This is a genomic window from Sabulicella rubraurantiaca, assembly GCF_017355885.1.
Taxonomy (GTDB): domain Bacteria; phylum Pseudomonadota; class Alphaproteobacteria; order Acetobacterales; family Acetobacteraceae; genus Roseococcus; species Roseococcus rubraurantiacus.
In genome coordinates this window covers 514,444-539,708 of the sequence record NZ_JAFEUU010000001.1, presented here as the reverse complement: position 1 = coordinate 539,708, position 25,265 = coordinate 514,444, and the positions used below count along the sequence as shown (strand labels likewise).

The 25,265-nt window shown below is 68.4% G+C and carries 18 protein-coding genes and 1 pseudogene; 10 read left to right on the top strand and 9 right to left on the bottom strand.

The genetic code is table 11. The features are described from left to right. Positions 1–26: 26 nt before the first annotated feature. The 3 genes from JTJ31_RS02590 to JTJ31_RS02580 all read left to right on the top strand — a co-directional run bounded on the left by JTJ31_RS02590 (position 27) and on the right by JTJ31_RS02580 (position 3,515). Entirely contained in the window at positions 27–1,178 is a 1,152-nt protein-coding gene (locus tag JTJ31_RS02590) for an ATP phosphoribosyltransferase regulatory subunit (RefSeq protein ID WP_236019778.1), read from the top strand. Next, complete coding sequence (locus tag JTJ31_RS02585; RefSeq protein ID WP_207537019.1) at positions 1,178–2,467, top strand: adenylosuccinate synthase; 1,290 nt, start codon at positions 1,178–1,180, stop codon at positions 2,465–2,467. The genes JTJ31_RS02590 and JTJ31_RS02585 overlap by 1 nt, the downstream gene beginning before the upstream one ends. A gap of 82 nt (positions 2,468–2,549) precedes the next feature. Then, positions 2,550–3,515 carry a Bug family tripartite tricarboxylate transporter substrate binding protein gene (locus JTJ31_RS02580; protein WP_236019777.1) on the top strand — a complete coding sequence of 322 codons (966 nt, stop codon included), beginning with the start codon at positions 2,550–2,552 and terminating at the stop codon, positions 3,513–3,515. A gap of 22 nt (positions 3,516–3,537) precedes the next feature. Here the strand turns inward: JTJ31_RS02580 and JTJ31_RS02575 are convergent, their stop codons facing one another. The 9 genes and pseudogenes from JTJ31_RS02575 to JTJ31_RS24460 all read right to left on the bottom strand — a co-directional run. Then, positions 3,538–4,758, bottom strand: a complete 1,221-nt coding sequence (locus JTJ31_RS02575; RefSeq protein ID WP_207537018.1) for a TIGR03087 family PEP-CTERM/XrtA system glycosyltransferase — start codon at positions 4,756–4,758, stop codon at positions 3,538–3,540. After that, entirely contained in the window at positions 4,758–5,801 is a 1,044-nt protein-coding gene (locus JTJ31_RS02570) for a FemAB family XrtA/PEP-CTERM system-associated protein (protein ID WP_207537017.1), read from the bottom strand. The genes JTJ31_RS02575 and JTJ31_RS02570 overlap by 1 nt, the downstream gene beginning before the upstream one ends. Beyond that, positions 5,798–6,670: an XrtA system polysaccharide deacetylase gene (locus tag JTJ31_RS02565; protein WP_236019776.1), complete on the bottom strand. Its 873-nt coding sequence runs from the start codon at positions 6,668–6,670 to the stop codon at positions 5,798–5,800. Before JTJ31_RS02565 ends, JTJ31_RS02570 begins: the two co-directional genes overlap by 4 nt. Then, positions 6,667–7,845 carry an ExeA family protein gene (locus tag JTJ31_RS02560; RefSeq protein ID WP_207537016.1) on the bottom strand — a complete coding sequence of 393 codons (1,179 nt, stop codon included), beginning with the start codon at positions 7,843–7,845 and terminating at the stop codon, positions 6,667–6,669. The genes JTJ31_RS02565 and JTJ31_RS02560 overlap by 4 nt, the downstream gene beginning before the upstream one ends. 52 nt (positions 7,846–7,897) lie before the next feature. Continuing rightward, entirely contained in the window at positions 7,898–9,625 is a 1,728-nt protein-coding gene (locus tag JTJ31_RS02555; RefSeq protein ID WP_207537015.1) for a TIGR03016 family PEP-CTERM system-associated outer membrane protein, read from the bottom strand. Between the two features lie 43 nt (positions 9,626–9,668). Continuing rightward, on the bottom strand, positions 9,669–10,169 hold the full coding sequence (locus JTJ31_RS02550; RefSeq protein ID WP_207537014.1) for a tyrosine-protein kinase family protein: 501 nt from the start codon (positions 10,167–10,169) through the stop codon (positions 9,669–9,671). A gap of 425 nt (positions 10,170–10,594) precedes the next feature. Then, positions 10,595–12,097: an XrtA system polysaccharide chain length determinant gene (locus JTJ31_RS02545; protein WP_207537013.1), complete on the bottom strand. Its 1,503-nt coding sequence runs from the start codon at positions 12,095–12,097 to the stop codon at positions 10,595–10,597. Beyond that, complete coding sequence (locus tag JTJ31_RS24465) at positions 12,097–12,354, bottom strand: hypothetical protein (RefSeq protein ID WP_328805660.1); 258 nt, start codon at positions 12,352–12,354, stop codon at positions 12,097–12,099. Before JTJ31_RS24465 ends, JTJ31_RS02545 begins: the two co-directional genes overlap by 1 nt. Before the next feature lie 97 nt (positions 12,355–12,451). Next, a pseudogene (locus JTJ31_RS24460) lies at positions 12,452–12,700 on the bottom strand (polysaccharide biosynthesis/export family protein); the annotation flags it as partial. 355 nt (positions 12,701–13,055) lie between these two features. Between JTJ31_RS24460 and JTJ31_RS02535 the strand changes: the two are divergent. The 7 genes from JTJ31_RS02535 (at position 13,056) to JTJ31_RS02505 (ending at position 25,163) form a co-directional block, all read left to right on the top strand. Further along, positions 13,056–14,384, top strand: a complete 1,329-nt coding sequence (locus tag JTJ31_RS02535; protein WP_207537012.1) for an exopolysaccharide biosynthesis polyprenyl glycosylphosphotransferase — start codon at positions 13,056–13,058, stop codon at positions 14,382–14,384. A gap of 61 nt (positions 14,385–14,445) precedes the next feature. Then, positions 14,446–16,392 (top strand): XrtA/PEP-CTERM system histidine kinase PrsK, encoded by a 1,947-nt coding sequence (gene prsK, locus JTJ31_RS25155; RefSeq protein ID WP_207537011.1) that lies wholly within the window; start codon positions 14,446–14,448, stop codon positions 16,390–16,392. Then, positions 16,389–17,765 (top strand): PEP-CTERM-box response regulator transcription factor, encoded by a 1,377-nt coding sequence (gene prsR, locus JTJ31_RS02525; RefSeq protein WP_207537010.1) that lies wholly within the window; start codon positions 16,389–16,391, stop codon positions 17,763–17,765. The genes prsK and prsR overlap by 4 nt, the downstream gene beginning before the upstream one ends. 9 nt (positions 17,766–17,774) lie before the next feature. Then, on the top strand, positions 17,775–20,543 hold the full coding sequence (prsT, locus tag JTJ31_RS02520; RefSeq protein ID WP_207537009.1) for an XrtA/PEP-CTERM system TPR-repeat protein PrsT: 2,769 nt from the start codon (positions 17,775–17,777) through the stop codon (positions 20,541–20,543). A gap of 3 nt (positions 20,544–20,546) precedes the next feature. Beyond that, positions 20,547–21,851, top strand: a complete 1,305-nt coding sequence (locus JTJ31_RS02515; protein WP_207537008.1) for a putative O-glycosylation ligase, exosortase A system-associated — start codon at positions 20,547–20,549, stop codon at positions 21,849–21,851. 130 nt (positions 21,852–21,981) lie between these two features. Further along, on the top strand, positions 21,982–23,214 hold the full coding sequence (locus JTJ31_RS02510) for a glycosyltransferase family 4 protein (RefSeq protein ID WP_207537007.1): 1,233 nt from the start codon (positions 21,982–21,984) through the stop codon (positions 23,212–23,214). After that, positions 23,211–25,163, top strand: a complete 1,953-nt coding sequence (locus JTJ31_RS02505; RefSeq protein WP_207537006.1) for an RIFT barrel domain-containing protein — start codon at positions 23,211–23,213, stop codon at positions 25,161–25,163. Before JTJ31_RS02510 ends, JTJ31_RS02505 begins: the two co-directional genes overlap by 4 nt. The last annotated feature ends 102 nt before the right edge of the window (positions 25,164–25,265 follow it).

Below are 25,265 nucleotides of genomic sequence, written 5' to 3'. Positions count from 1 at the left end.
CCGGCCCTGCCACACAGCGGCCCGTGATGAGCGAAGCCCCCAACCCCGCCCTGCTCCCCGCGGGACTCATGGACCTGCTGCCGCCCGAGGCGGAGCGGGAAGCCATGCTGGTCGAGGCGCTGATGGAGAGCTTCGCCCGCCATGGATACGAGCGCGTCACACCGCCGCTGCTGGAGTTCGAGGAAGGGCTGCTGGCCGGCTCCGGCGCCGCCGTGGCCGAGCAGACCTTCCGCCTCATGGACCCGGTCAGCCAGCGCATGATGGGGCTGCGGGCCGATATGACGCCACAGGTCGCCCGCATCGCGGCCACGCGCATGGCGGGGCAGGGGCGCCCGCTGCGCCTGTGCTACGCCGGGCAGGTGCTGCGCGTGCGCGGCTCGGAACTGGCTCCGGCGCGGCAGCTTCGCCAGGCGGGCATCGAGCTGATCGGCGGCGCGGCCCCCGAGGCCGATGCGGAAGTGGCGGTGGTGGCGGTCGAAGCCGTGTCGCGCCTCGGCATCGAGGGCATCTCGCTGGATGTGGGCTTGCCGCGCATGGCCCAGGCGCTGATCGAGGCGGCCGGCATCGCCGAGCCCCTGGCCGGGCGCCTCGCCCGCGCGCTGGACCGCAAGGACGCCGCCGCCGTGACCGCGCTGGTCGAGGGGCGCGGCCCCATCGCCGCCCTGCTGCCCGAGTTCCTTGCCGCCGCCGGCCCGGCGCGGGAGGCGGTGGCGGTGCTGGACCCGGCGCGCCTTCCTGAATCCGCCCGCCCCATCGCCGAGAACGCGCTGTCCGTCGTGCGGGCCATCGCCGCGCGTGCGCCTGGACTGCACATCACCCTGGATCCAGTAGAGTTCCGGGGCTTCCAGTATCACGTCGGCGTCGCCTTCACCCTGTTTGGCCCTGGCATGACCGGGGAATTGGCACGCGGCGGACGCTGCCTCGCGGCGCATGACGAGCCGGCCACGGGCATGACGCTCTATGCCGATGCGGTGCTGCGCGCCGTGCCATCGGGCGCACGCCGCAATCGTTGCTTCCTGCCGCTCGGCACCGCCACCGAGGCGGGCGAGCGCCTGCGCGAGGCGGGCTTCGCCACTGTCGCTGCGCTTTCCGCCACCGACACGGCAGCCGCCCTGCGCTGCACCCACGAATGGGACGGCGAGGCCGCCATCCCCCTCAAGACCACGGAGACCGTGTGATGGCCAATGTCGCGGTGATCGGCGCCCAGTGGGGCGACGAAGGCAAGGGGAAGGTGGTGGACTGGCTCGCCAGCCGGGCCGACATCGTCGTGCGCTTCCAGGGTGGCCATAATGCGGGGCATACGCTGGTGGTGGGCGATCAGACCTACAAGCTCTCGCTGCTTCCCTCCGGCGTGGTGCGCGGCAAGCTTGGTGTCATCGGCAATGGTGTGGTGCTGGACCCGGATGCGCTGCTCAGCGAGATCGCCAAGGTGCGCGGGCAGGGGCTCGATGTGGGGCCGCACAATCTGCGCATCGCCGACAACGTGCCGTTGATCCTTCCGCTGCACCCCGCACTGGACCGCGCGCGCGAGGCCGCGCGCGGCGAGGACAAGATCGGCACCACCGGGCGCGGCATCGGCCCAGCCTACGAGGACAAGGTGGGCCGCCGCGCCATCCGCCTCTGCGATCTCGCGGAGCCGGAGACGCTGTCGGCCAAGCTCGACGAGCTGCTGCTGCACCACAACTCGCTGCTGCGGGGCCTGGGCGCGCAGGAATTCTCCAAGCGTGACCTGCTGGACAAGCTGCTGGCGCTGGCGCCGCAGCTCCTCCCCTACAGCGAGCCGGTCTGGGAACGGCTGGACGAGGCGCGGCGGGACGGGCGGCGCATCCTCTTCGAGGGTGCGCAGGCCGTGATGCTGGACGTGGACCACGGCACCTATCCCTACGTCACCTCCTCAAACACGGTGGCTGGCAATGCCGCCGCAGGCTCCGGCATCGGGCCGGATGCGATCGGCCTCGTCCTCGGTATCGCTAAGGCCTACACGACGCGCGTCGGCTCCGGCCCCTTCCCAAGCGAGCTGGATGACGAGATCGGCCGGCGCCTCGGCGAGCGGGGGCGCGAGTTCGGCACGGTGACGGGCCGCCCGCGCCGCTGCGGCTGGTTCGACGCCGCCATGGTGCGCCAGGCCGTAAAGCTCGGTGGCGTGCAGGGCTTGGTTCTTACCAAGCTGGACGTGCTCGACGGGCTGCCGGAGCTGAAGATCTGCGTCGGCTACCGCGTGAATGGCGAGGAGATGCGCCGTCTGCCTCCCGCCATGCGCGCCCAGGCCGCGGCGGAGCCGGTCTTCGAGACCATTGAAGGCTGGACCGGCTCGACCATGGGGGCGCGCTCCTATGCCGAGCTTCCGGCCCAGGCGGTGAAGTATATCCGACGCATCGAGGAGCTGGTGGAGGCGCCGGTGATGATGCTGAGCACCAGCCCCGACCGCGACGACACAATCGCACTGCGCGACCCCTTCGCGGGGTGAGGCGTGGCCTGAACGCCGGGTTGCAAGAAACGTTAAACCTGAGCATTCGTCGGAACGAATGACTTCTCCAGGGAGAAACGAAATGAATCGGCGCCATCTCATGGCGCTCGCTGGGTCGGGGCTTCTCGCCCCCTCCGTGCTGCGGGCGCAGAACTTCCCCGACCGGCCGCTGCGGCTCATCGTGCCCTGGCCGCCGGGCGGCTCCACCGACACGGTGGCGCGTCTGTTCCAGGCCCGTCTGGCGGAAGTGCTGGGCCGCCCCATCGTCATCGACAACCGTGGCGGCGCCAGCGGCGCAACGGGTGCGATCGAGGCGTCGCGCGCCCCGGCCGACGGTTCGACCTGGGTCCTGGTCTACGACACGCAGGCGACCAACGAGACCGTGATGCGGCTGCCCTTCCGCACCATGGAAGCCTTCGTGCCGACGACGCTCGTCGCCACGGGGCCGCTGGTCATGGTCGCGCACCAATCCACGCCGTTCCGCAACTTCCAGGAGGTGGTGGACGCCGCGAAGCGCGCCCCGGACACGCTGAACTACGCGACCTCGGGAGTTGGCGGCCTCGCCCACGTCTCGACGACGCTGTTGCAGCAGCAGGGGGACTTCAAGATCGTCCACGTGCCGTATCGCGGCGGTGGCCCGGCCGTGCAGGACGCGGTGGCCGGCCACGTGCCGCTGTTCATGACGAATGTCGTGATCGTGTCGCAGCACATCCGCTCCGGCGTGCTGCGCCCCCTCGGCGTCACCACGCGCGGCGAAACGCGACACGTGCCAAATACCCGTTCCTTCCAGCAGCAGGGCTTCGGCGACTTCGAGGCGCCGACCTGGTGGGCCATGCTCGGCCGCGCCGGCACGCCGGAGCCGCTGGTGCGCCGGATGCACGAGGCACTGCACCGCGTGCTGAACGAGGCCGACGTGAAGAACCGCATCGAGGAGCAGGGCTGCGACATCTCCGCCGCCGGCCCCGAGGAATGCGCCCGCTTCATCGAGGGTGAGATCGCGAAGTGGGGCAAGGTGATTACTGATAACAACATCCGCGCCGACAGCTGAGCGGCCCAGAGAGGGACCGCCCCTAGGCCGCGAGGCCCAGGGGCGGTCCTCGGGTCTCCATCACTGCATCCAGGCGGCGTAGCGTCGCCTTCCAATCATGCGCGGCCAGCACGGCGGCGCGGGCCGCCTCGCCCAGCGTTGGGTGGTGCCCGTCCAGCACCGCGCGCACCGCTGCGGCCAATCCTGCCGCGTCGGGCGCGATAAGCGCGTCACGCCCTGCGACGGCACGCACGCCCTCGAAGGCTTGCGGAGTGCAGATGATTGGCTTGGCCATTGCCATCGCCTCCAGTACCTTGTTCTGGATTCCGCGCGCGATGCGAAGCGGCGCGACCGCCGCGGCGGCATGGGCGATATAGGGCCGGATGTCCGGCACCGAGCCGGTGACGATCACGCCCGGGATCCGCTCCAGCGCGCGCACCGTTGGGGCCGGATTGGCGCCGACGATCGCGAAGCGCAGGCCGGGCAGGAGGGGCAGGGCTTCCTCTGCGAACCAGGTCACCGCGTCCACGTTCGGGCGGTAATCCATGGTGCCGGTGAAGACCAGCACCGGCGGGCCGGCGGGGTAGGGGTCCGGGTGCTCGATCTCTGGGTCAAAGCGGGCCAGTTCGACGCCGTTGTCCACGTGGTCAAGCCGGGACGCGGTCTCCGGCGCCAGGGCAGCGAAACAGCGCGCTTCCTCCTCCGACACGAAGATCGAGCAATCGAAGGCCAGGGCGGCGCGACGCTCGAAGCGCAGCAGGGTCTCGGCTTCCCGTGCATAGACCCATCTCATCGGGCCGGAGGTTTCGGCGGCATACGCCCGCCACTTCGCCGAATCCACGTCCACGAAGTCGAGCACCCGACGCATCTGCGCTTGCTGTGCGGCGGGCGTCATCAGCAGCGGCGCGACGGCGGAAGAGTAGACGAGCGCCCTGCTCCATCGCCGCGACTCCAGCCCTTCCTCTACCCAGGCGGAAAGGGACGGATGCCGGAACCACGCCAGGGACAGGGGCTCGCCAGGGCGGAAGCGCGGCACGGCGCGGAGGGCGGCGGCCGGGCCACGCGGGATGGGATGCGCCTCGACATGGGAGCACCATTCGCGCAGTGCCTCGACGTGCGCCATGTCGGCCGGGTCGTCCACGAGGCAGCCCAGCTCGACCTCATGGCGGCGCGATAGATGCGCCAGCATGTGGAAGGCACGGATCTTCTCGCCCTTCTGGGGCGGGAAGGGAATGCGGTGGGCAAGGAAGAGCAGCCGTCCCATCAGCCCAGCCCTCGAACAAGGTAGGGGCCAACCGTGTTGGCAACCGGGATGGGCAGCTTCTTCCAGGCCTTGATGAATAGCCGATACTTCGGGTTGTTCGGGTTGTTGTCCGGAATGCGCGCGCCGGGCGCGAGGCGGTAGCAGTAGTTCAGCGGCTCCGGCGTGAAGCCCCAGTTCTTCTTGTAGTCGAAGGCGCCGGTCCCGGATTTCGAGCGCCCGAAATCGAACAGCTTCGCGCCACGCTCATTCCCTGCGCGCCGCATCACCTCCCAGTACATCACCTCGCTGGCCGAAAGCCCGCGTGCCTCGCGCGTTCCTCCGCCGTAGTAGGGCAGAACCTGATCGCGGAAGTGGAAGGACAGGACGGAAGCCACGGGACGCCCTTCATGCCAGACCGTGGTGACGTCGTGCGCGTCCGGGAAGGCTTCCATCAGGTTGCGGAAGTAGCGCTTCGGGAAGACCGGCGAGCCGAGATTGCGGACGCTTTCGGCATAGACGGCGTGCAGCGCGTCCACGTTCGAGTCACTGGTGGAGGAAAGCCCACGCTTGAAGCCCTTGCGGACTTCGGCGCGCTGCTTGCGTGGGATGTTGCGCTCCATGTCCTTCGCGTCATCACCGGAAACGGAGATGGGCTTGCGGAAGGTGTAGTAGAGCGCAGGTCGCTCATCCCAGCCCTCATCCGCCGCTTCCAGCCTGCGGAACTCCAGCACCGGCGAGCCGATCCGGTTCCGCAGCGCGACCGCGTGGTCTTCCAGTGCCTTCGCGGCTTCGGGCGACGCAGCGACGGTGCCGCCATAGACGCAGAACGGGGTGGAAGCGAGCGTGTCACCAAACAGGCGCGTGCGCATCCGCGCGAGCGGCAGCACGCCGACCACGGCACCATCCTGTTCCGCCATCGCGTAGTGGGTGGCGTGGCCAAAGCTGTGGCGGATCACCTTCGCCCAGGGTGAGAGATGGAAGAACGTGGCCTCAGGACGCGAATGGACGAACGCGTCCCATGCTGGCGCGCTCGCCGCGTCCATCTCACGGATTTTGATGCTCATGCAGCGATCTCTTCCGCGAAGACCTCATCCATGCGGCCCCAGGCGAAATCACCCAGCAACCGCGCCAGCTTGCCTTCCATGCGCGCGAGCCCGGTGTAATGGCGGAAGCGCGACAGGCGCGGCGCCGCGCTGACGCGAGGCTGGCCCGGATCCACCTCCCATGGGTGGAAGTAGAAGACGCCGCGCTGTCCCTCGCGACCATTGACTAGGCGCAACCCGGTGCGGAACGCGCCATAGGGCAGGAGACGGAACCAGCCGCCACCCGCGCAGGGGAGATTCCGGCTGGCAAGGCGCACAGTCGTCATCGGCAACTCGATCACGCCATCGGGGCGCGGGCGATGCGGCCCCCGCGGTGCATCGGGCGCGCCGTAAAGGTCGTGCCGCACCGGAAAGATCGAGGAGGAATAGCGATGCCCTTCCTCGGCGAGGATCGCATGCGCCCAGGGCGTGCGTGCGCCGATGGAAAATGTTGGGGCGCGATAGCCATGCACCTCGACGCCGCCTGCATCCTCCAGCGCATGCTTCGCGCGACGGATATCGGCACGGAATGCGGCCTCGCCAATCACGGAAACCTGCTCATGCCCATAGCCATGGCTCGCGAGTTCGTGCCCTGCGGCCACGATGCGTCGAATCAGCGCGGGATGGCGGTCCGCGACCCAGCCTAGGGTGAAGAAGGTCGCGCGCACCGAATGCGCGGCAAACAGCGAAAGGACGCGATCCGTGCTCGCTTCGACGCGGCGGTCGTATTCGTCCCATGCATCGCGGCGCAGGGTGCCAGCAAATGCCTGGACCTGGAACCAGTCCTCCACATCCACGCTCATGGCGTTGCGCGGGCGCATGGCGGCGCGGCGGTCGTTCAACGAACTCATCGCCCCGTCCGGCGGCGCGCGAACAGGTTGATGAGGCGGTCCACCACTCGTTCCTGGCGCGCGGCGACGCGGGTCAGCGTGTCCAACTGGTCGGTGATGGCGGCGATGCGAGGGTCGTCGGCGGCGCTGGCATGGGCGTGCTCGCGATGCCCATGCTGGGGGACGTAGGTCTGCGCCTCCCGCGTCAGGTGGGGCGGCTCCGCTTCGTAGTGATGCGCGCGGGGTTCGGGCTGTGGCGGAGGAACTTCCTCATGCCGAGCCGTCGGGAGCGGCTGTGGGATGGGACGAGGCTCGGCGGCACGCGGCGCGTGCAGGGGCGCCGCCTCGGCGCGGGCCATTGCGGAATCCGGGACAGGAGTGACGACGCCGAGGTCTTCCTCAAGTTCCTGGGCCGTGGACTCGACGAGGTCGAGTTCCAGCACCTCGGCCCCCTCTAGCGCGCCGGCGAGGAGTACGCGCGAGCAGAGGCGGTTGATCCGGCGCGGCACGCCGCCCGTGTGGTGATGAATGGCTTCCAGTGTCCCATCACCCCAAGCGGGGCGGCCCTGCCAGCCCACCGCGCGCAGCCGGTGTTCGACATAGGCACGCGTCTCGTCGGAGGAGAGAGGCTGGAGGTGGTAGGAAGCCAGGATGCGCTGGCGAAGCTGCTCGAGGTCCGGCCGTGCGAGCAGCTGCCGCAGCTGCGGCTGGCCGAGCAGCACGGTTTGCAGGAAGGCACGCCCGTTCTCGGTCACGTTGGAAAGCATGCGAAGCTCCTCCAGCGCGCCATGCGAAAGTGCCTGAGCCTCGTCTACGATCAGCACGTGCCGCCGCCCGGCTTCGCCGCCGGTGCGTAGCGCGCGCGTGATGCCGGTGAGAAGCTGCGCTTTGCCTCCCTCGATTGGAACGCCGAAGCTATCCGCGACGAGCCGCAGGAGGTCCTCGCTCTCAAGCTGCGAGGTGACGATGCGCCCGACGGCAAAGAGATTGGGGTCGAGCTCCATGCAAAGTCGCTCGACCAAGGTGGTCTTTCCTGCCCCCACCTCTCCAGTCACGACCACGAACCCCTCCCGCTGGGCGAGGCCGTAGGCCAAGTGGGCATAGGCCCGTGCATGCCCGGCGCTCGCGTAGAACAGCCGGGCGTCGGGCGTCATCAGGAAGGGGTGGGCGCGGAGCCCGTAATGTTCGATAAGCATGCCGCTATGGAAACGTCCCAATGAGGGGAGAGTTTCCGCTATTCTGCTGGCTTCAGAAAGTCTTGCGCAAGGAAAGTATGATTGCGTTTCGCAAACCGCGCCGAGTTTGCGAAATTGGGACGTTCGAATCAGCGAGCGTGGTTCGCCGATCAGACAACTGATATTCGATGGTTCCCGATAAAGTTTCGGAGAAAGTGCGGCGGAATGAAGCGCGCAGCAGCCAGCTCGAGTTCTGGCCCGGCGTGCTCGGCGATTCATAGAGCGAATAGCTCGCGCCAGCTGTGAAGGTCGTCACTGGATTCACCGCCCGGCTGTAGGTCAGGTCGAAGGTATTCGAGGTCTGGCCGAAGGCAACGAGACCCGGGTCATTCGCGAGGACACGCCGGTTCTCATGCCGGAAGGCGAAGTAGAAGCTGTCGCGATCCCGGCGATGGATGATCGAGGCCTGGCCGCGGCGAATGCGGTAGACGCCGCTTTGCAGGCCCAGCACGGTAGCGCCGGCAAAATCGGGCTGCGGAGCACCACTTAGCCGGTCCACAGGCTGGTTGTTCTCATCGACCGTGATCGTCTGCAGAACGTCAGCCGTGCGCTGCAGGGGCGTGGCGATCCCGTCATCATAGCGCATGAAGACCGTGGTGCGGGGGGTGAGCGCGATCCTCGCTTCCAGTGTCGGGGTGGTTACGCCTTCGCGGCGCCGGTACCGCGCGATGATCATGCTGTTGGGGCTTGGGTCCCAACGCACGCCCACGCCCCAGACCGGCTCGTCGATGCGAATAGGAGGGGCGGAGCTGTAATGGATCGACTCGTATCCGCCCTCGACGATGGCGAACAGGTTGTTGCGCAAGGCATAGCGCGCCTCAACGACAGCGGAAGCGCGATGCGCACCATTGAGCGAACCCGCGCCATCGAACATCGTGCCGCGCAGGCGCAACTCGGCGGCAAGCGGGCCAGAGTCCTCGCCGGTCCGGAGGGTTCCAAACACCGTATTCGAGATCATGTTGCCCGGAGCATAGAACGGCACTCCGTCCGGCCGGATCGACGCCTGGCTGCCCTGCCGCTCGACATACTGGAACAGGTAGCCCGCGGCGACCGCTGCCTGGGTGCCGAAGCGATGCAGGAGATAGGGTGAAACCGAGAAGCTGTACGTCTGTGCAACGGCCCGACGAGGCAGGTTGGCCGTATCACTGTTCGTGAAGCCACTCGCGATCGGCGAAATAGTCCCGTAGCCCCTCAGGTCGAGGAAGACTGACCCGGGAACGAGCTGGATGGTCGCATCGCCTAGGAAGCGGTGGTCAATCCGGCTCTGCTCACGCTGATCGAGGTAGCCGACAAAGGATGGGGCATAAAAGGCGCGGCCGCGGATGCGCGCCGTCTCGGCGCTGGCCGAGACGCCAGGCGTGATGGTGGCAATGACCTCACCACGCTTGCCCGACCTGGTGTTCGTGTAGCTGTTATCCGTGATGAGGGCGCGGGCATCGATGAAGGGCCTGACGACCCAGGACCGTCCCTCAGGAAGCTGACTTGGGGGATTTGGCGTTCCCAGCGAGTCGCTGAAGAACGGGCTGAGGCGAACCGCCATGTCGCCGGGCCGTTCGGTCGCGGCGGCGCCCGTATCCACCGGACTGCGCGGGGCAGGGCTGACGCCGAAGGGACCCGCTGGCGCGGTGCGAGGGGGCAAGCCCACCGCACCGGGGGTTTCGAGTCCCGAAAGGAAATCGGGCGCGACAGTGAGCGCGCTGCCGACATCCTGTGCATCCGCATTCGCGGCGGGCAGCGCCACCAGCGCTGCCGCCGCAAGCCCCCGCCCGAAACGGCGCGCTGGCTTACCCGTCGTAACCATAGGCTCCAAAACGCTCATCTCCCGGCCGGGCGCGATTCAGCACGAGCTGAACAGTGGGGCAAGCGTCCAGGAGATCCAGCGCCGCCTCAAGCTGGCCACGCTGGGTCCGCTCCGCCTCCACCACCATCACCACCTGTCCGACGACAGGCGCGAGAGCACTGGCCTCGCTGGTTGAAAGGGCAGGGGGCAGGTCGAGGATCACGATGTGGCGGGGATGGCTCTCGGCCACGCGCAGCGCCGCGGAAGCGATGGCAGCGCCAGAAGGACGGCCTTGGCCGAAGGGCAAGACGCAGAGCCGGTCACGCTCGGTCGGTACCACGCAGGGTCCAACTGGGCGGTCCGGATTCGCGGCGAGCTCGGCAATGCCGGGCCGATCCTTGCACTCGAGCAGCTCCGAAAGCGAGCCGTTCTTCCCGTCCGCGTCCAGCAGCATCACGGGCTGGGCCCGTGCGGCGGCCATCGCGGCGGCGATATTCAAGGCCATGAATGTCTTCCCCTCGCCCGGAAGGGTACTCGTCACCGCCACCAGGCGCGGATGGCGCCCCCCCGTGGTCGCAGTGGCATGCACTGTCCGAACCACCTGATCCTGCACCACGGCGATCTCTTCGAAAAGCCTGTTTCTGCCTTGGACGTGCGCGATCAACCCGGCCCCATGCAGCCGCGCGAGGGGGATCGGAGGTGACGAAGAAGGGCCTGGAGCCGCAGGGCGCGCCTCCGGCATGCGGGGAGCCTCCAGTACCTCCGGCCCCGAGCGAAGCAGTGCATCGGTGATCGGCCGGGCCCGCTGCTCCGCGCCGGGTGGCGCGGGAGGCGGGCTGATGGCACCCGGAAGCGGGGCGGCGCCGGGGGCATTCAGGCCGCCGAGGGCCTGAATAGCGCGTTCGGCAAGGTGCCGGCGGGGGGGTTCGGTCATGCGAGCACCTTTCGAAGGATTTCGGCGCCGCCCGCAGCGACCCCAGCGAAGCAAACGAAGAGCAAGGATAGCGCTCCCGCGAAGGCAGCCGTGGGCAGGAGGCGACGCTTTGGCCGTGCAGGCGAGACCGCACCCAGCACCGGCAGACCCAGATCGCGCAACTCACGCAGGCTGTAGATGCTGGTGTCCATCAGGCTCAACAGCACGGCGACTGCCGCACCAGCGCCCAGCGCGACCACGAGCGCGCCCGCAGCGAAGAGCGGACGGTTCGGCCCGGTCGGAGCGACCGGCAGGGTGGGCGGCTCGATGATGTCGAGGCGCACCTGATCCGCGCCTGTGCGCGCTGCGCCAGCAATCTGCAGGGACTCACGCCGCTGCAGCAGCTCCTCGTAGGAACGGCGGAGGATGCCGTAGTCGCGGTCCAGGTCCGTCATCTGGGCGAGAAGCTGCGGCGCACCGCGCGCCAGCGCTTCCAGCCGCTCAACTTCCTGCGTCTCGGCGGCGATGCGCCGGCGCAACGAAGCGATGTCGCCTTCCGCATCGACGAGGCGCGTCTGCAGCGACTCAAAGGCGGGGTTCGGGCGAGGCTCGCCCCGCACGGGGCCGCCAGCTCCGCCGCCGGACCGGCGCAGGTCTGCCACGATCGCACGCTGCATGGCGATGGCCGGGTGCTGGTCGGTGTAGCGGGTCTGCAGCTGCCGCAACTCCTGCTCGGCGGCAGCGAGCGGGCCGGCATTGCCGCCGCCGCGTGCTACCACGTCCGCCGGCAGGGTCCGGGGTGTCTGCTCCACCTGGCGGCGGATGATGTCGCGCCGCATTTCCGTATCCTGCAACTCGCCGCGCAGCTCGTTCAGGCGCTGGCGTGCTGATTCAAAGCGCGACGCGCCACCGGTCGTCTCGTTCGGGATCAGGTCTACGTAGCGTGAGCGGAACTCGGCGCGGCGGCGCTCCGCATCGCGCAGCTGTGCCTCGTATGCGGTGACCTGCTGGTTCACGAAGGCGCGCGCGTTCTGCATCTGCTCGCGGTCATTGCCCGACACGCGCTCCATGAACAGGTCCAGCACAGTCTGCACCACAGCGCGCGCGATGGCCGGCTGGCTGTCCGTGTATTCAACGCGGAACAGGTTCCGGGCCTGCGGCGTGATGCGGATGTTCTTCGTAAGCTCGGCGACCATCGCTTCGCGGTCGCGCTCGCTCGTGACACGTAAGCCCAGATCGGTCCGAGCTATGACGCGCTCGAGGTTGGGCCGCGCGAGCAGAGTCCGTTGCAGCGTTTCCACCTGCGCAGCCGTGGCGCCGTCCACGGCGATGCCGCGGAGCGTCTGGCCCAGGATGGCGTCAGCATCGGCATAGATGCGCGCGCTGCTTTCGTAACGATCGGGAAGGGCGGCCACGCCGACCCAACCGAGGATGGCAACGACCCATGCGACCAGCAGGGCCGGCCATCGCCGCTTCCATGCGGCGGCGGCGTAACGCCGGAGATCTGCGACAGGCGACATCAGAACCAGCTCTGCGGGATGATGAGGGTGTCGCCGGGACGCATTGGCAGATCCTGGGTCATGTCGCCATTCCGGAGCAGGTCGTTCAGCCGGACGCGTTCGGTCCGTGCGGCGCCGGTGACGGGATCGCGGCGGACCAGCTCCGCCCGGTTGCCTGCCGCGAAGCGCGTCAGGCCGCGTGTGGCGATCATCACGTCGAGGACTGTCATGCCGTCGCGGTAGGGAATGGCGACGGGCTCGGCGGCTTCGCCAACCACCCGCACCATGCGCGCATGGCGGGCCGAAGAACTGGCGCACCATCACCGTCACGTTCGGCTCACGAACGTAACGAGCCAGGCGTTGCTCGAGGTCGCGCGCCAGCTGGCTGGGCGTCTTGCCCGCAGCCGGCACGTCGGGGGCGAGGGGGATAGAAATGCGCCCATCAGGCCGCACAGGGATTTCGACCGAAAGGTCGGGGGCGCGATAAACAAAAATGCCGAGCGTATCGCCAGGCCCGATCTGATAGTTTTCGCTGTCCTGCGCCGGCGCGGCGTCGCGAGCTGCGAATTGCGCCGCCGGCCGTTCCGTGCACGCAACCACTCCCAGCAGCGCTGCCAGCGCCATGCCGCGCAGCATGACACCCCGCATATTATTCTGCCTCTCCATCCCGGTTCTCCCGATCATAAGTGCGTTCAACACTCTAACCTGCGCAACTCTGCGCGCGCTCGAAGGTTGCTAGAGGACGTAATCTCAAAAATCCAAGGTTCACATTATGATAATGTAGGTTTTTTGGACTTTTATCATTAAACTAACCGAAACATATCATAAAGAATGTTTTCTATTGCCTTGAACGCACAAATTTTTAAAGCTTGCCAAAATCCTAGCAATCGTTGGCAACCGTGGCCACGGATGTTGTATTGTCCAGGCGTCAAACCGACCGGGACCCCCCCCAGAAGCCCGTCTGCCGGAGAGCGCTCACATGACCAATCTGTTCGGGCACAGCATCCCCTCGTCGCTGTTGTCCCTGTTCGCCCTGGAGGCTGCTGCCTCATTGGGGGCCTTCTACCTGATCCTCCTTTGGGGGATTCCTGAAGGTGCGGCACTGAGCCATGTCCAACTCCTTGCCATCGCGGCATTGTTTACCGCCTGTACCAGCCTGGCAGGTGGCGCGACGGGGCTGTATTCCCCTCGTTGCTGGCTGCGTGCCAACCGCGTCGCGGCCTCAGCCGTCCTGGCGGGTATCGCCTTCATTGTTGTGGGTGAGTTCCTGTTCCCTGAGATGAATGCGGCTTCAGGCGCTTCCCTTTCGCTCTGGGCACAGGCCGGGTTCGTCGGGGCGTTCGTCGCGGCCGTGATCTCGTCCCGCCTGCTTTTTGCCGCGGCGGCACGCAGGGGGATGCTGAACGGCCGGGTGGTGCTGGTAGGGTCCGATCCGTCGCCCATGCCGCAGCGCCTGCCGCCCGCGGTTGCGACGGTCCTGCACGCTGGCTCCACGCTCGACGCCGAATTGACCCCGGAGCGGCTGCGCACGCTGCGCGCCTCCACCGTGGTGGTCCGTGACCCGTGCGAACTGGCCGTGACGACGCGGGTTCGCCTCGCCGCGGCGAATGTGCGGGTAATGAGCGAGGCGGAGTGGCTGGAATGCTGCTCGGCCGAGGTCGACATTGCGTCGCTGCCGACCGGCTGGCTTGCCGGCCTCGATCAGCGGCATGAGGGGATGCTGGAGGCGGGGGTGCGCCGCGCGCTGGACGTGACGCTGAGCCTCGCCCTCCTGCTCTTCACCCTGCCGATCCTGATCCTGGCCGCCATCGCCATCAAGCTCGACAGCCCCGGCCCCGTCTTCTACCGGCAGGAGCGTGTCGGCAAGGATGGCCGCATCTTCACCCTCTTCAAGTTCCGTTCCATGCGGCAGGACGCCGAGGTGGCGGGGGCTCCTGTGTGGGCGCAGAAGGGTGACTCCCGCGTGACCCGGACCGGCCGCTTCCTTCGCCTGACCCGCATCGACGAGATTCCGCAGGTCTTCAACGTCCTGCTCGGCCATATGGCCTTCGTCGGTCCGAGGCCGGAACGGCCGGGCTTCGTTGAGGATCTGGCGCTCCAGATCCCGCATTACGAGGCCCGCCACGTGGTGAAGCCCGGCATCACCGGCTGGGCCCAGGTGAACTACCCCTACGGCGCCTCCGTGGAGGACGCCCGGCGCAAGCTGGCCTTCGACCTTTATTATGTGAAGCGACGCTCGCTGTTCCTGGATTTGCTCATCATCATCTCGACTGTGCGGGTGGTGCTGTTCCAGGAGGGGTCCAGGTAACCATGCTGCCGGGGTATAGCGTGGGGGCTTACCGGAAGGGGGCGAAAGCCCCCTTCGTGCCGTGATCGCCACGCTTCACGGCGTCGCGGCCCTGGCCGCCGCCGTGGTCGCGCTGGGAGCTCTCGCCGCTGGACGGGGCCGTCACATCTGGCCGCCTTTCGCGGCCGGCATCGCTGCCGCGATCTGGGCAGGCGCCGTCGTTCTCAATCCTGACAACCCGCTGGGGGGCTCCGCGGGGCTGCTGGAGGTGTTGCGTTCCGGCGTCTGGGGAGGCGTGCTGCTCCTGCTCCATTGGCGCCTCGGGACCGGGTCGGTGGTTCGCGGCTTTGCGATCGCCCTCGTTCTGGTCTTGTCGGCAGCGCTGGCCGCGGCGCTTCCGCTCGTGCCGCTCCTGGGCGACCTGGCACCACACACGCGGCTTGCCCTGGCGCTGTTGCTTGTGCTCATCGCCGAGAACCTTGCACGCAACAGCGGCGAGGCCGCAGGCTGGCATCTCTGGCCTCCCGCGATTGCCCTGGGCGGGCTAGGGGCCTTCGATGTCATGCTGTACAGCATCGCCGCGCTCTCGGGCGGGGTCGATGCGCGCCTCGTCGCGGGGCGGGCACTGCTCGCGGCACTCGCCTTGCCGCTCCTCGTTCTGGCGGCGCGGCGCGACCGGCGCTGGGCCCGCGCCACCCCATCCCATGAGGTGGCCTTCCATGGCGCGACCCTCTTGGTCGCGGGTGCCTTCCTTCTGGGAGCGGGGGCGGTCGGCAGCATCCTCCAGAGCATGGACACGGAGTGGGGAGGCGCGGCGCAGGTCGCCATCCTGGCGGGCGCCACCTTGGCCCTCGCGGTCCTGCTCTCCGCACGCTCCGTACGGTCGCGCATCCATCGGTGGGTGGCGCGGCATTTCCTGGCAGCGCGCTACGACTACCGGCGCGAATGGCTGCGCGCCGTGGCCACACTGTCGGGCCCTGGCAGCGCGGCGGCACCGAATATCCGAGCGATCCGCGCCATTGCCGACCCGGTGGATGTCCCGGCGGGGACGCTGCTGCTGCGCGACTCAGGACCCGATCTGCTGCGCGAGGCCGAGTGGAACCATTCCGAGGGACCGGATCGGCTGGAAGAGGGGGACCCCGTCCTTGCGCGGCTCACGGCCGGGGAAGTTGTCATCCTGCCACAGCCTGCCGCCTATTGGGTTGCCGTGCCTCTGATGCACCACGCGGAGGGGCTGCTCGGCGCCATCCTGCTCGCTCCCCCGCGCGCTCCGCACCCTTTAGAGGAGGAGATGGCAGAGCTCCTCCTGACGCTGGGGCGGGAGGTGGCGATGTTCCTCGCCGAGCGACGCGCGGCGGAGCGGCTGGCCGAGGGGCGACGCATCGCCGACTATGCCCGGCGCTTTGCCTTTGTCGCCCATGATGTGAAGACCGTCTCGTCCCAGCTTTCCATGGTATTGGCCAACGCCGAGGCCCACATGGACGACCCGGAGTTCCAGCACGACATGCTTCTGACCGTGCGTGGCGCTGCGCAGCGAATCGACGCCCTGATCGCCCGGCTACGGCGGGACGAGGCGGCAGGGGAGGCAGCCGGGACCGGCGACCCTCTCGGCGTGGCCCAGGCGGTGGCGAGCGGCCTGGGCCACCCGGTAGAAATCAAGGCGGAAGGCCGGTTTCCGCCAGTTCCGATGGCAGAGGAGGCTTTCTCGACAGTCCTAACCCATCTGCTTCGAAACGCTGCTGAAGCTTCTCATGCCGAGAAGGTCATCCAAATGGCCTTCCAATGCGTTGGAGACATGTTGGAGATTGTAATTGCCGATGAGGGAGAGGGCATGAGCGAGGCGTTCCTGCGTGACGGGCTGTTCCGTCCCCTTGCCACCACCAAGCCGAAGGGCAGTGGTATCGGTGCCTGGCAGGCGCGCGAACTGGTGCGCGAGGCGGGCGGAGAGTTGACCGCCGAGAGCCGCCTGGGGGAGGGGACTCACATCCGGATTACCCTACCGCTCTCGCGCGCGGTGGAGGCGGCATGAGCAAGCCGAAGCTCTTGGTGGTCGAGGACGATCCCGGTCTCGCTGCCCAGTATCGTTGGGCCTTTCCCGCGCTGAAGGTTTCGCTGGCGGGAGACCGAACCCAGGCCCTGGCGGCCGTGCGCCGCGAGACGCCGGATGTGGTTCTTCTGGATCTCGGCCTGCCGCCTGATGCCGAAGGCGTGGCCGAGGGCTTCGCTACGCTGGAGGCGATCAAACGCGAATGGGCCGAACTGCCCGTGGTCGTGGCGACGGGCCAGGGCCAGCGCGCCAACGCACTGCGCGCCGTCGCGCTCGGCGCCTACGATTTTCATGAGAAGCCGGTGGATCCGGCGGTGCTGCAGGCGATCCTGGACCGTGCCCTTCGCCTGCGGGCGCTGGAGGAGGAGAACCGGCGCCTCGCCGCGACCCCGCGCCCTTCGCCCATCGAAGGCATCATCACCGCCGATGAGGGGATGCTAAAGGCGTGTCGCCTGGTCGAGCGCCTTGCCTCCGTCTCCGTGCCCGTCCTGCTCCTCGGCGAGAGCGGCACGGGAAAGGAGGCGCTGGCGCGCGCCCTACACACCATGGGGCCGCGGGCTAAGAAGCCCTTCATCGCCATCAACTGCGCCGCCATCCCCGAGAATTTGCTGGAGGCCGAACTCTTCGGCCACGAGCGCGGCGCCTTCACCGGTGCCGTGAAGCAAGTCCAGGGGCGGTTCGAGCAGGCGAATGGTGGCACGCTCTTCCTTGACGAGATCGGCGAGATGCCGGTTTCGCTCCAGGCCAAGCTGCTGCGAGTCCTGCAGGAACAGGTGGTCGAGCGGATCGGCGGCCGCGCGCCCATCCGGGTCGATGTCCGCATCGTGTCCGCCACCAACCGGGATCTGGAAGCGGAGTCGGAGAATGGCGGCTTCCGGGGCGACCTGCTGCACCGTTTGAACGGCGTTCCCGTTCGCATTCCGCCCCTCCGGGACCGCGCAGGCGACGCTCTCCTCCTCGCTCGGCATTTCCTGGCGCGCTTCAGCAAGGAGCATGGGCTGAAGGTGCGCGGCTTCGATGCCTCGGCGACCGAGGCGCTGGCCGCGCATCGCTGGCCTGGCAATGTGCGGGAACTGGAGAACCGTGTGCGGCGTGCCTCGCTGATGGCCGACGGGACATTGGTCACCGCTGCGGATCTGGAATTGACCGCGCCTGAGGCCCCCTCTGACGATGCTCTGGACCTGCGCGTTGCGCGCGGCCGGGCGGAGCGCGAGGCGATCGAGCGCGCCCTGTCGCGCTCAGGAAACTCACTTTCCGAGGCGGCACGCTTGCTCGGAGTGAGCCGGCCGACCCTCTACGGCCTTCTGGCCACCCATGGAATCCCGGTGCCGCGCTCTCGCGCGGAAGCGGATTAGGAGCCACTCATGCGTAAGCCCCTGGCCCCCACACTTGCCCTTCTCGCGCTGCTTGCCGCGCAACCGGCACATGCGACGATGGAGCGCGCCCGTGCCGCTGAAGCGCGCGGCGACCTCCGCACTGCGCAGATCGAGCTGCGAAATGCCGCGCGGTCCACTCCCAATGACGGCGCGGTGCGAGCCGCACTGGCGCAGATCTCGCTCGAACTGGGCGATCCGGACACGGCGGATCGCGAGGCTCGCGCGGCCCTTGCCGCCGGTTATGACCGTGCGGATGCGACGGCTCTGCGCATCCGCGCGCAGTTGGCGCTGGGCCGCACCCGCGACCTCCTGCGCGAGTTCCCCGTGCCGGACGCCTCTGTCCCACGCGACGTGGCGGCGCAGATCTATGCCGGCCGTGCGCTTGCGCACCTCTCCTTGGAGCAGAGGGCCGAGGCGAAGGCCGCGGCGGAAGCGGGCATAGAGGCCGACCCCAGGGCGGTCGAGCCGCATCTTGCCCTCTCGGCGGTGGCACAGGTACAGGGCGACGAGGCCCTCGCGGAGCGCGAAGCCGATGCCGCGGTTGCCGCCGACGGGCGCTCGGTCCAGGCGTTGCTGCGGCGCGCAGGCATTGCCTACAGCAAGGGCGATGTGCAGCGCGCGGGCGAGCTTCTGGACCGCGCCCTGGAGATCGCGCCAGGCCATCCCCTGGCGCGAGTCCAGCGGGCGGAAGTGCGGCTGCGTCACAACGACATTGATGGCGCGCGTTCAGATGTGGAGGTGACGCTCCGCAACGCGCCCGGCCTTGCATCGGCGAATTACATCCAGGCGCTGATCTACGTTGCCACTCAGGATTGGCGTGCGGCGGACACTGCGCTCACCCGGCTGGGCCAGACAACCCTGCAGAACACGTCGGACGGGCTTCTCGCCTTCGCTACGGTGAAGGCGCAGCTTGGGCAGGACGCCCAGGCAGAAGAGGCGGCGGCCCGCGCTGTTGCGCGTCGTCCGCTCGACGTGCGCGGCGTGCGGCTCCTGGCCTCACTCCAGGCCAAGCGCGGCGCGAACCGAGACGCGGCCGCCACCTTGGCCGCTTATGCGCAGCAGGGCGGACGCGATCCCGAGACCCTGGCTCGTCTGGGCGAGATCCACTTCAGCGAGGGCCGCCGCCGCCAGGCGGAACAGGCTTTCCGCGCGGCTGCCGAAGCACAGCCCGGCAACGCAGCGCTGCAATCGCGTCTTGCTGCCATTCGCCTTTCCCTCGGTGACTATGCCGGCATGGCCGAAGCGGCTCAGGCCGCGCTGGCCGGCGGCAGGGACGATCCGGCGGCCCGTCAGATGCTCGCATTGGCGGCGATCTCGCGTGGCGAACCGGAGGCGGCCGAGTCAGAACTCGCCCGCCTTACGCCGGAACAGCGCCGCACCGAAGTTGCGATGCTGGCGGAGGGCTCGATCCGCGCGATGCGGCTCGACATAGCCGGGGCCCGTCAGGTGCTGGAGGCCGCACTCCAGTCCAACCCGAACTCGATCGGCGCGCGGCTGGGCCTCGCGCGCATCGCGGGCAGCGAGAATCGCATCGCCGACCTCGCGCGTTACCTCAGCGAGGTGCTGGCCGCGGATCCGGAGAACGCGCAAGCCGCGGGGCTCCTGCTGCGTGCCGCCCGGCCGGGCAACGAGGCCCTTGCCGCGCTTCGTGCGGCGCAGCAGGCGCACCCGGGATCACCTATCATTGCCGGCACGACCGCGCGGGCCTTGCTCGCAGCGGGTGACCCGGCCGCGGCCTCTGCCGTGCTCGATCATGAGGCGCTGCGTCCGCGCATCACCAATCCCGCCTTGCGCCTTATGCAGGTCGAGGCCCATGCGGCACGCGGCGCCTGGGCAGACGCGGAAACAGCGTCCCGTGCCGCAGTCGCGGAGCAGCCGAACAGCGCGGCGGCACGCCGTCAGCTTGCGCTCCTCCTGTCCCGTCGCGACGAGCACCGGGAGGCGGAAAACGTGATCGAGGAGGGGCTGCGCCTGACCCCCAACGATCCGCTGCTGCTTGGGACGTCCGTGATGATCGCCCAGCAGGCCGGCGGTCCCGATGCCGCTCTCGCCATGGCGGATCGCCTCGCCAGGCGCCCGGGTTCATTGCCGGCCGGCGCTTGGCTGCGCGGCGACTTCCTGATGGCGCAGAACCGCCACGCCGAGGCCGCGCGCGCCTTCTCGTCCGCCTATTCGGAAGGTCCGACCGAGCCTCTGGCCCTGCGTCTTGCCGCCGCGCATCTCGGCGCCGGACAGCCTGAGGAGGCGCGCCGTGCCTTGCAGGCCTGGCTCGAACGTTCGCCCGAGAGCCCGGCTGTGCTCGCGACCTCGGCGCGTCTCGACCTCCAGGCGAACCGTACCGCCGATGCGGAGCGGAAGCTGGAAACGCTGCTCCGCCTCTTGCCCAATGACGGTGGGGTGTTGAACGACTTCGCCTGGGTTCTGGCGCAGCGCGGTGACCGGGAATCCCTGAATCGCGCGCGGCCGATGGCCGAACGTGCCTTTGCCTTGGCGCCGCGTCCGGAGGTTGGAGACACGCTCGGCCTCATTCTCTTGCGCTCGGGCGATGCCCGCCGCGCGTTGCAGGTCCTCCGCCACGCCTACCCGGACGGAAACCCGCCGAGCCCCGGCATGGGCGTCCGCTATGCCGCGGTGCTGGCCGAGGTCGGTGAGAGGGACGAGGCGCGCCGGCAGCTCACCGCCGCGCTCCGCACCCCCAGCTTCCCGGAGCGCGCCGAGGGCGAGCGTCTCCTCGCCCGGCTGGGCGGAGGCCGCTAACCCTTGCGTGACCTCGCCTTCCTCCTGGTCTGCGCGCCCTGGCTCGTACTCGCGACCGTCAGCCCCTTCGCCGGGGTTCTGATCTGGTCGTGGATTTCCTTCATGAATCCGCACCAGCTGGTCTGGGGTGCTGTGCAGAACCTGCCGTGGGCCATGCTCGCCTTCATGGCGACGTTGGTGGGCTGCGTCCTGGCCGGCGAGCCGAGGCGGGCGGCGATCAATTCTGTCACGGTGCTCCTGGTCGCCTTCCTCGCCTGGATCACCTTCACCTCGGCGGTTGCCCTTGCTCCTCCCGAGGCGGTCTGGCCGATGTGGGACCGCGTGATGAAGGTCACCCTTGGCTTGTTGCTCACCGCTGCGCTACTCACCAGCCGGGACCGGATCCACGCCATGGTCTGGATGATGGTGCTTTCCCTCGGCTATTTCGGCGTGCGCGGCGGCATATTCACGTTGTTCACAGGTGGCGGGCACATCGTGCTCGGTCCCGCGCAGACAATGATCCAGGATCGCAATCATCTTGCGGTTGGCATGCTGATCTCCATTCCGCTGATGAACTGGCTGCGCCTCCACTCAAAGCATCGGTTGATCCGGATCGGCCTGCTCGCCGCCATGGGATTCACCCTTGTCGCAGTGCTCGGGTCGCAATCGCGCGGGGCGCTCGTGGCGTTGGTCGCTACGGGTGGCGTGCTGTGGGTTCGGTCGCGCGGCAAGGTGATCTCAGGAATCGTTATCGCCACGGTGGTCGCGGGCGGCATCGCCTTCATGCCCCAGTCCTGGGTGGACCGCATGGAGACGATGCAGAACTACGAGGAGGACGCCTCGGCCACCGGGCGGATCCGCATCTGGCTGACGGCCTATGAGTTGGCGCGGCAGCGGCCGTTCACCGGCGGCGGTTTCCGCGCGGTTCATCAGCAGGACATCGTGGACCGCCTGACCCCGGGCGTACCGGCGCGCGCCACCCATTCAATCTGGTTCGAGGTGCTGGGTGAGCATGGCTGGGTCGGCTTCGGGCTGTGGGTTGCCTTGCTGGTCGCGGGGATATGGCAAACACTCCGCCTCGCTGCCATCGCACGCGGGCAGCCGAAGTTGCGCTGGGCCTGGGACCTCGCGCGAATGTCACAGGTTTCGATCGTCGCCTACATGGTTGGTGGAACTTTCCTGTCACTTTCGTACTGGGATTACTTCTGGACGCTTCTTGTCGTCGTTGCTGCTGCGCGGGCCGTGGTCCGGATGGAGGTGCGGCAGGAGGCCGAACACGCGCGGACCGTCGCCACGGGCGGTTGGCGCGCCAGGGCACAGGCGGCTTGACCGATGCAGGGAATTTACTTCCTCGCCATGCTGATTGGGGCCGTGTGGCTCGCCCTCTGGGCGGGCGTGCCCTCGATCAGCCGACGCTACCCATCCCCCTTCGACATGCGGGACGACGACGATGCCGGACATGCCGCTTCTGACCCTGCCGCGCAACAGCGCCTCCGCCGTGCCGCCGCAGCAAAGCCTGCCGCGCCTGCTGGTGTTCAGCACCCTATACCCGAACGCCGCCACGCCCAATCATGGCGTCTTCGTCGAGAACAGGCTGAGGCATCTCGTCGCCGACGAGGGCGTTGAGGCGCAGGTTCTTGCCCCCGTCCCGTGGTTCCCCGAGGCGCTGGCACCGTTCTTCCCGCGCTGGGGGCGCACTGCCGCCGTCCCGCGCGATGAAGTCCGGCATGGGCTTCCGGTTCGGCACCCGCGCTACCCGGCGCTGCCGCGCCTCGGCATGGTCACCAACCCATGGGCGCTCTACCGCGCCGCGCGGAAGGAGGTGACGCGGATGATCCAGGCGGGCATCGGCTTCGACGTGATCGATGCACACTACCTCTATCCGGACGGCGTCGCCGCCACTTGGCTGGCGCGCGAGTTCGGCCGGCCAGTGGTCATCACCGCGCGCGGCTCCGACGTCTCGCAACTGCCCGACCATGCGATGCCGCGCCGCCTGATCCAGCGCGCGATCCAGGACTGCGATGCGCTGATCGCCGTCAGCGCCGACCTGAAGCGAGGCCTTCTCGCGCTCGGTGCGCCAGATGAGAAGGTGACGGTGCTGCGCAACGGGGTGGAGCTCGAGCGGTTCGAGCCGCCTGCCGATCGCGATGCGTTGCGCCGCGAACTCGGCGTGGAGGGCACGCTAATCCTCGCTGTCGGCCTGCTGATCGAACGCAAGCGACACCACCTGACGATCGAGGCCTTGAAGGACCTTCCGGGCGTCCAGCTCTGGATCGCCGGGGAGGGGCCGGAACGCGCGGCGCTTGAAGCGCTTGCCGCTCGGTTCGATGTTTCCAACCGGGTCCGCTTGCTTGGGCCGGTCCCGCATGGCGAGCTGCCGCGCTACTACGGCGCGGCGGATGCGATGGTCCTGGCTTCCTCTCGCGAGGGCTGGGCCAACGTGCTCCTGGAGTCCATGGCGTGCGGTACGCCGGTCGTCAGCACGCCGGCCTGGGGCGCGCGAGAGGCGGTCAGTGCCGAGGCGGCTGGCGAGGTGATCGACGAGGCTACTCCCTCCGCCATCGCCGCTGCCTTGCGGCGCGTGCTGGCCCGTCCGGACCGCGCCGGGACACGCGCCCATGCGGAGGGCTTTGGATGGCGCGAAGTATCAGCCGGCCAAGTCCAAGTGTTTCGCCGGGTGCTCAGCCGATGATCGCGCGTCGCGCCCTTCCCCTCCTTCTCGGCGCCTGCTCGGCCGAGGCACAGACAGGCTCAGTCCGCCGCGTCGCTGCATCCGGCGGCCCTCGCCCCACTGTCACGCTTGAGGGGCCGAGCGCTGAGGGGGTCCTGACCTTCGGCCATCCTTTCCGCGCGGGCGACATTGCGCGCGGTGCATCGCTTCGGGCCGACGCCGGCGGCGCTGGAGCCTTGCCCACGCAGATGGATGTCACAGCGCGACATCCCGACGGGTCGGTCCGGCATGCGGTGATTGCGCTGCGCATTCCGGCGCTCCGACAGGGGCAGAGCCTTCCCGTTGCCCTGCTGGCTGGAGGCCAGACCGAGACGCAAATCGATCCGGCACGCATGGCGGAGGGCCGATCCGCCAGGGTCGAGGTTGGAGGCTTCGCGGTGGACGCGCTGGCCGGGCAAGGAAGGTGGCAGTCCGGTCCTCTGGTGGCGCGAAAGCGTGTCGAGGCAGAGGTCCCAGCCGGGGCCGCAGGGGGCGCCACCTCGCTGCGCCTCGTGCTCGACGTCGCCCTCCATGCCGACGGGGCATTGGTGCTGGATGCCTGGTTCCGGAACGACATCGCGCTTCGCCCAGGTGTGGAGTACGCAAACTACGAAATTCGCGTCAGCCTGGACGGACGGGAAGCGATGGCGGGCCGGGTTGCGCGGCACCATCCTTATTCAGGATGGGGGCGGCTGGTTTCGACGCGGCCCATCGCGGCGCATATCCGGTTCGATCCATCCTACTTGGCGGACGCGGGTGCCGCGCATCGCTACGATGTCGCCCCTGGGGTAGCTCCTCAGATATTGGACGGATTTGCTCGTGCCATGGCCGCGCCCTCCTGGACCGTACCGCTCGACCCGCGTGGCATCACTCAGCGCATGCCGACAACAGGTGGGCGCGCCGATATCGGCCCTGCACCCCTGCCGGTGGCGGCCTGGATCGTCAGCCAGGATCGTCGCGCGGCGCGCTTTGCGCTGGGGCAGGCGGAGGCGGCAGGCGCGGTGCCCTGGCATTTCCGGGATCCACAGGGCGGCTGGATCGACACGCGCCGGCGGCCGGGTTTCTGGACCGATACGCGCGCGACACCGCCACATGGCCTGACCTTCCCGGTTGGAAATGACCATGGCTGGTCTCCTGACCGCGCGCATCAGCCCGACCTGTCTTTCCTGCCCTGGGTGCTGACTGGCCGGCGTGCCTTCCTGGACAACCTCGAGGCGCAGGCCCACCACTCCGTGATCAGCACTTGGCCTGGTGTGCGGCGGGAGGGCGGGCTGCCAGACGTCAACATCGTCGCGCGCGGGCAGGTCCGTTCCGCTGCGTGGTCCATGCGTCAGGTTGACAATGCTGCATGGGCGTTGGGGGATCAGGCGGGCTGGGTTGGCGACGTTTCCACGGCGAACTGGGCTTGGCTACGCCGCATGTTGCCGGAATGGACGGCTATGCAGGGCGAGGCACATGGCTGGATCCCTGGCGAATACGGCACACCTGGCATGCTCCCTCCATGGCAGCAGGACCATTTCGCCTCGAGTACGGCTATGGCGGCACGGCGCGGCAATGCGGACGCCCGGGCCGTCCTTTCCTGGATGGAGAATTTCCTGGCCGGCCGGTTCCTGGCGCGGGAGCGGGGTTTCAACCCACACGATGGCTGTGCCTATAATATCGCCATCGCTCCACCAAACGCCGCACCTTATCGCAGCTGGGCCGAGATCGGCCGCGAAACGGTCGCGCGCGGCCTTTCCAATGGCGAGGGATGGGAAAAGAGCCGCGGCGATTACGGGCGCTGGGCGTTACAGTCGCTGGCAGCATTGGTTGAGATCTTGGATACGCGGGCGTCCCGAAGCGCCTATTCCTGGTTTCTCAACAGCGGCGCCCCTAACATTGATGCCGTAAGCAGAGCGCGCCAGCCGACACTTTCTATTGTGCCTGCCTGATAAACCTTCCAACTATGCATCCCATAGACGGGTAAGTGCGTTTAGCGAGCAGACACGGGAGTTTAAGCTTGATGGCGCATGCAAGAACTGAGGGCAGCGGCT

Coding starts and splice junctions, on each gene's coding strand:
- JTJ31_RS02590 (WP_236019778.1), top strand. CDS start 27: ATGAGCGAAGCCCCCAACCCCGCCCTGCTCCCCGCGGGACTCATGGAC.
- JTJ31_RS02580 (WP_236019777.1), top strand. CDS start 2,550: ATGAATCGGCGCCATCTCATGGCGCTCGCTGGGTCGGGGCTTCTCGCC.
- prsT (WP_207537009.1), top strand. CDS start 17,775: ATGCGTAAGCCCCTGGCCCCCACACTTGCCCTTCTCGCGCTGCTTGCC.
- JTJ31_RS02550 (WP_207537014.1), bottom strand. CDS start 10,169: ATGGCCTTGAATATCGCCGCCGCGATGGCCGCCGCACGGGCCCAGCCC.
- JTJ31_RS02560 (WP_207537016.1), bottom strand. CDS start 7,845: ATGCTTATCGAACATTACGGGCTCCGCGCCCACCCCTTCCTGATGACG.
- JTJ31_RS02545 (WP_207537013.1), bottom strand. CDS start 12,097: ATGTCGCCTGTCGCAGATCTCCGGCGTTACGCCGCCGCCGCATGGAAG.
- JTJ31_RS02565 (WP_236019776.1), bottom strand. CDS start 6,670: ATGAGTTCGTTGAACGACCGCCGCGCCGCCATGCGCCCGCGCAACGCC.
- JTJ31_RS02505 (WP_207537006.1), top strand. CDS start 23,211: ATGATCGCGCGTCGCGCCCTTCCCCTCCTTCTCGGCGCCTGCTCGGCC.
- JTJ31_RS02575 (WP_207537018.1), bottom strand. CDS start 4,758: ATGGGACGGCTGCTCTTCCTTGCCCACCGCATTCCCTTCCCGCCCCAG.
- JTJ31_RS02570 (WP_207537017.1), bottom strand. CDS start 5,801: ATGAGCATCAAAATCCGTGAGATGGACGCGGCGAGCGCGCCAGCATGG.
- JTJ31_RS02535 (WP_207537012.1), top strand. CDS start 13,056: ATGACCAATCTGTTCGGGCACAGCATCCCCTCGTCGCTGTTGTCCCTG.
- JTJ31_RS02510 (WP_207537007.1), top strand. CDS start 21,982: ATGCCGCTTCTGACCCTGCCGCGCAACAGCGCCTCCGCCGTGCCGCCG.
- prsR (WP_207537010.1), top strand. CDS start 16,389: ATGAGCAAGCCGAAGCTCTTGGTGGTCGAGGACGATCCCGGTCTCGCT.
- JTJ31_RS02585 (WP_207537019.1), top strand. CDS start 1,178: ATGGCCAATGTCGCGGTGATCGGCGCCCAGTGGGGCGACGAAGGCAAG.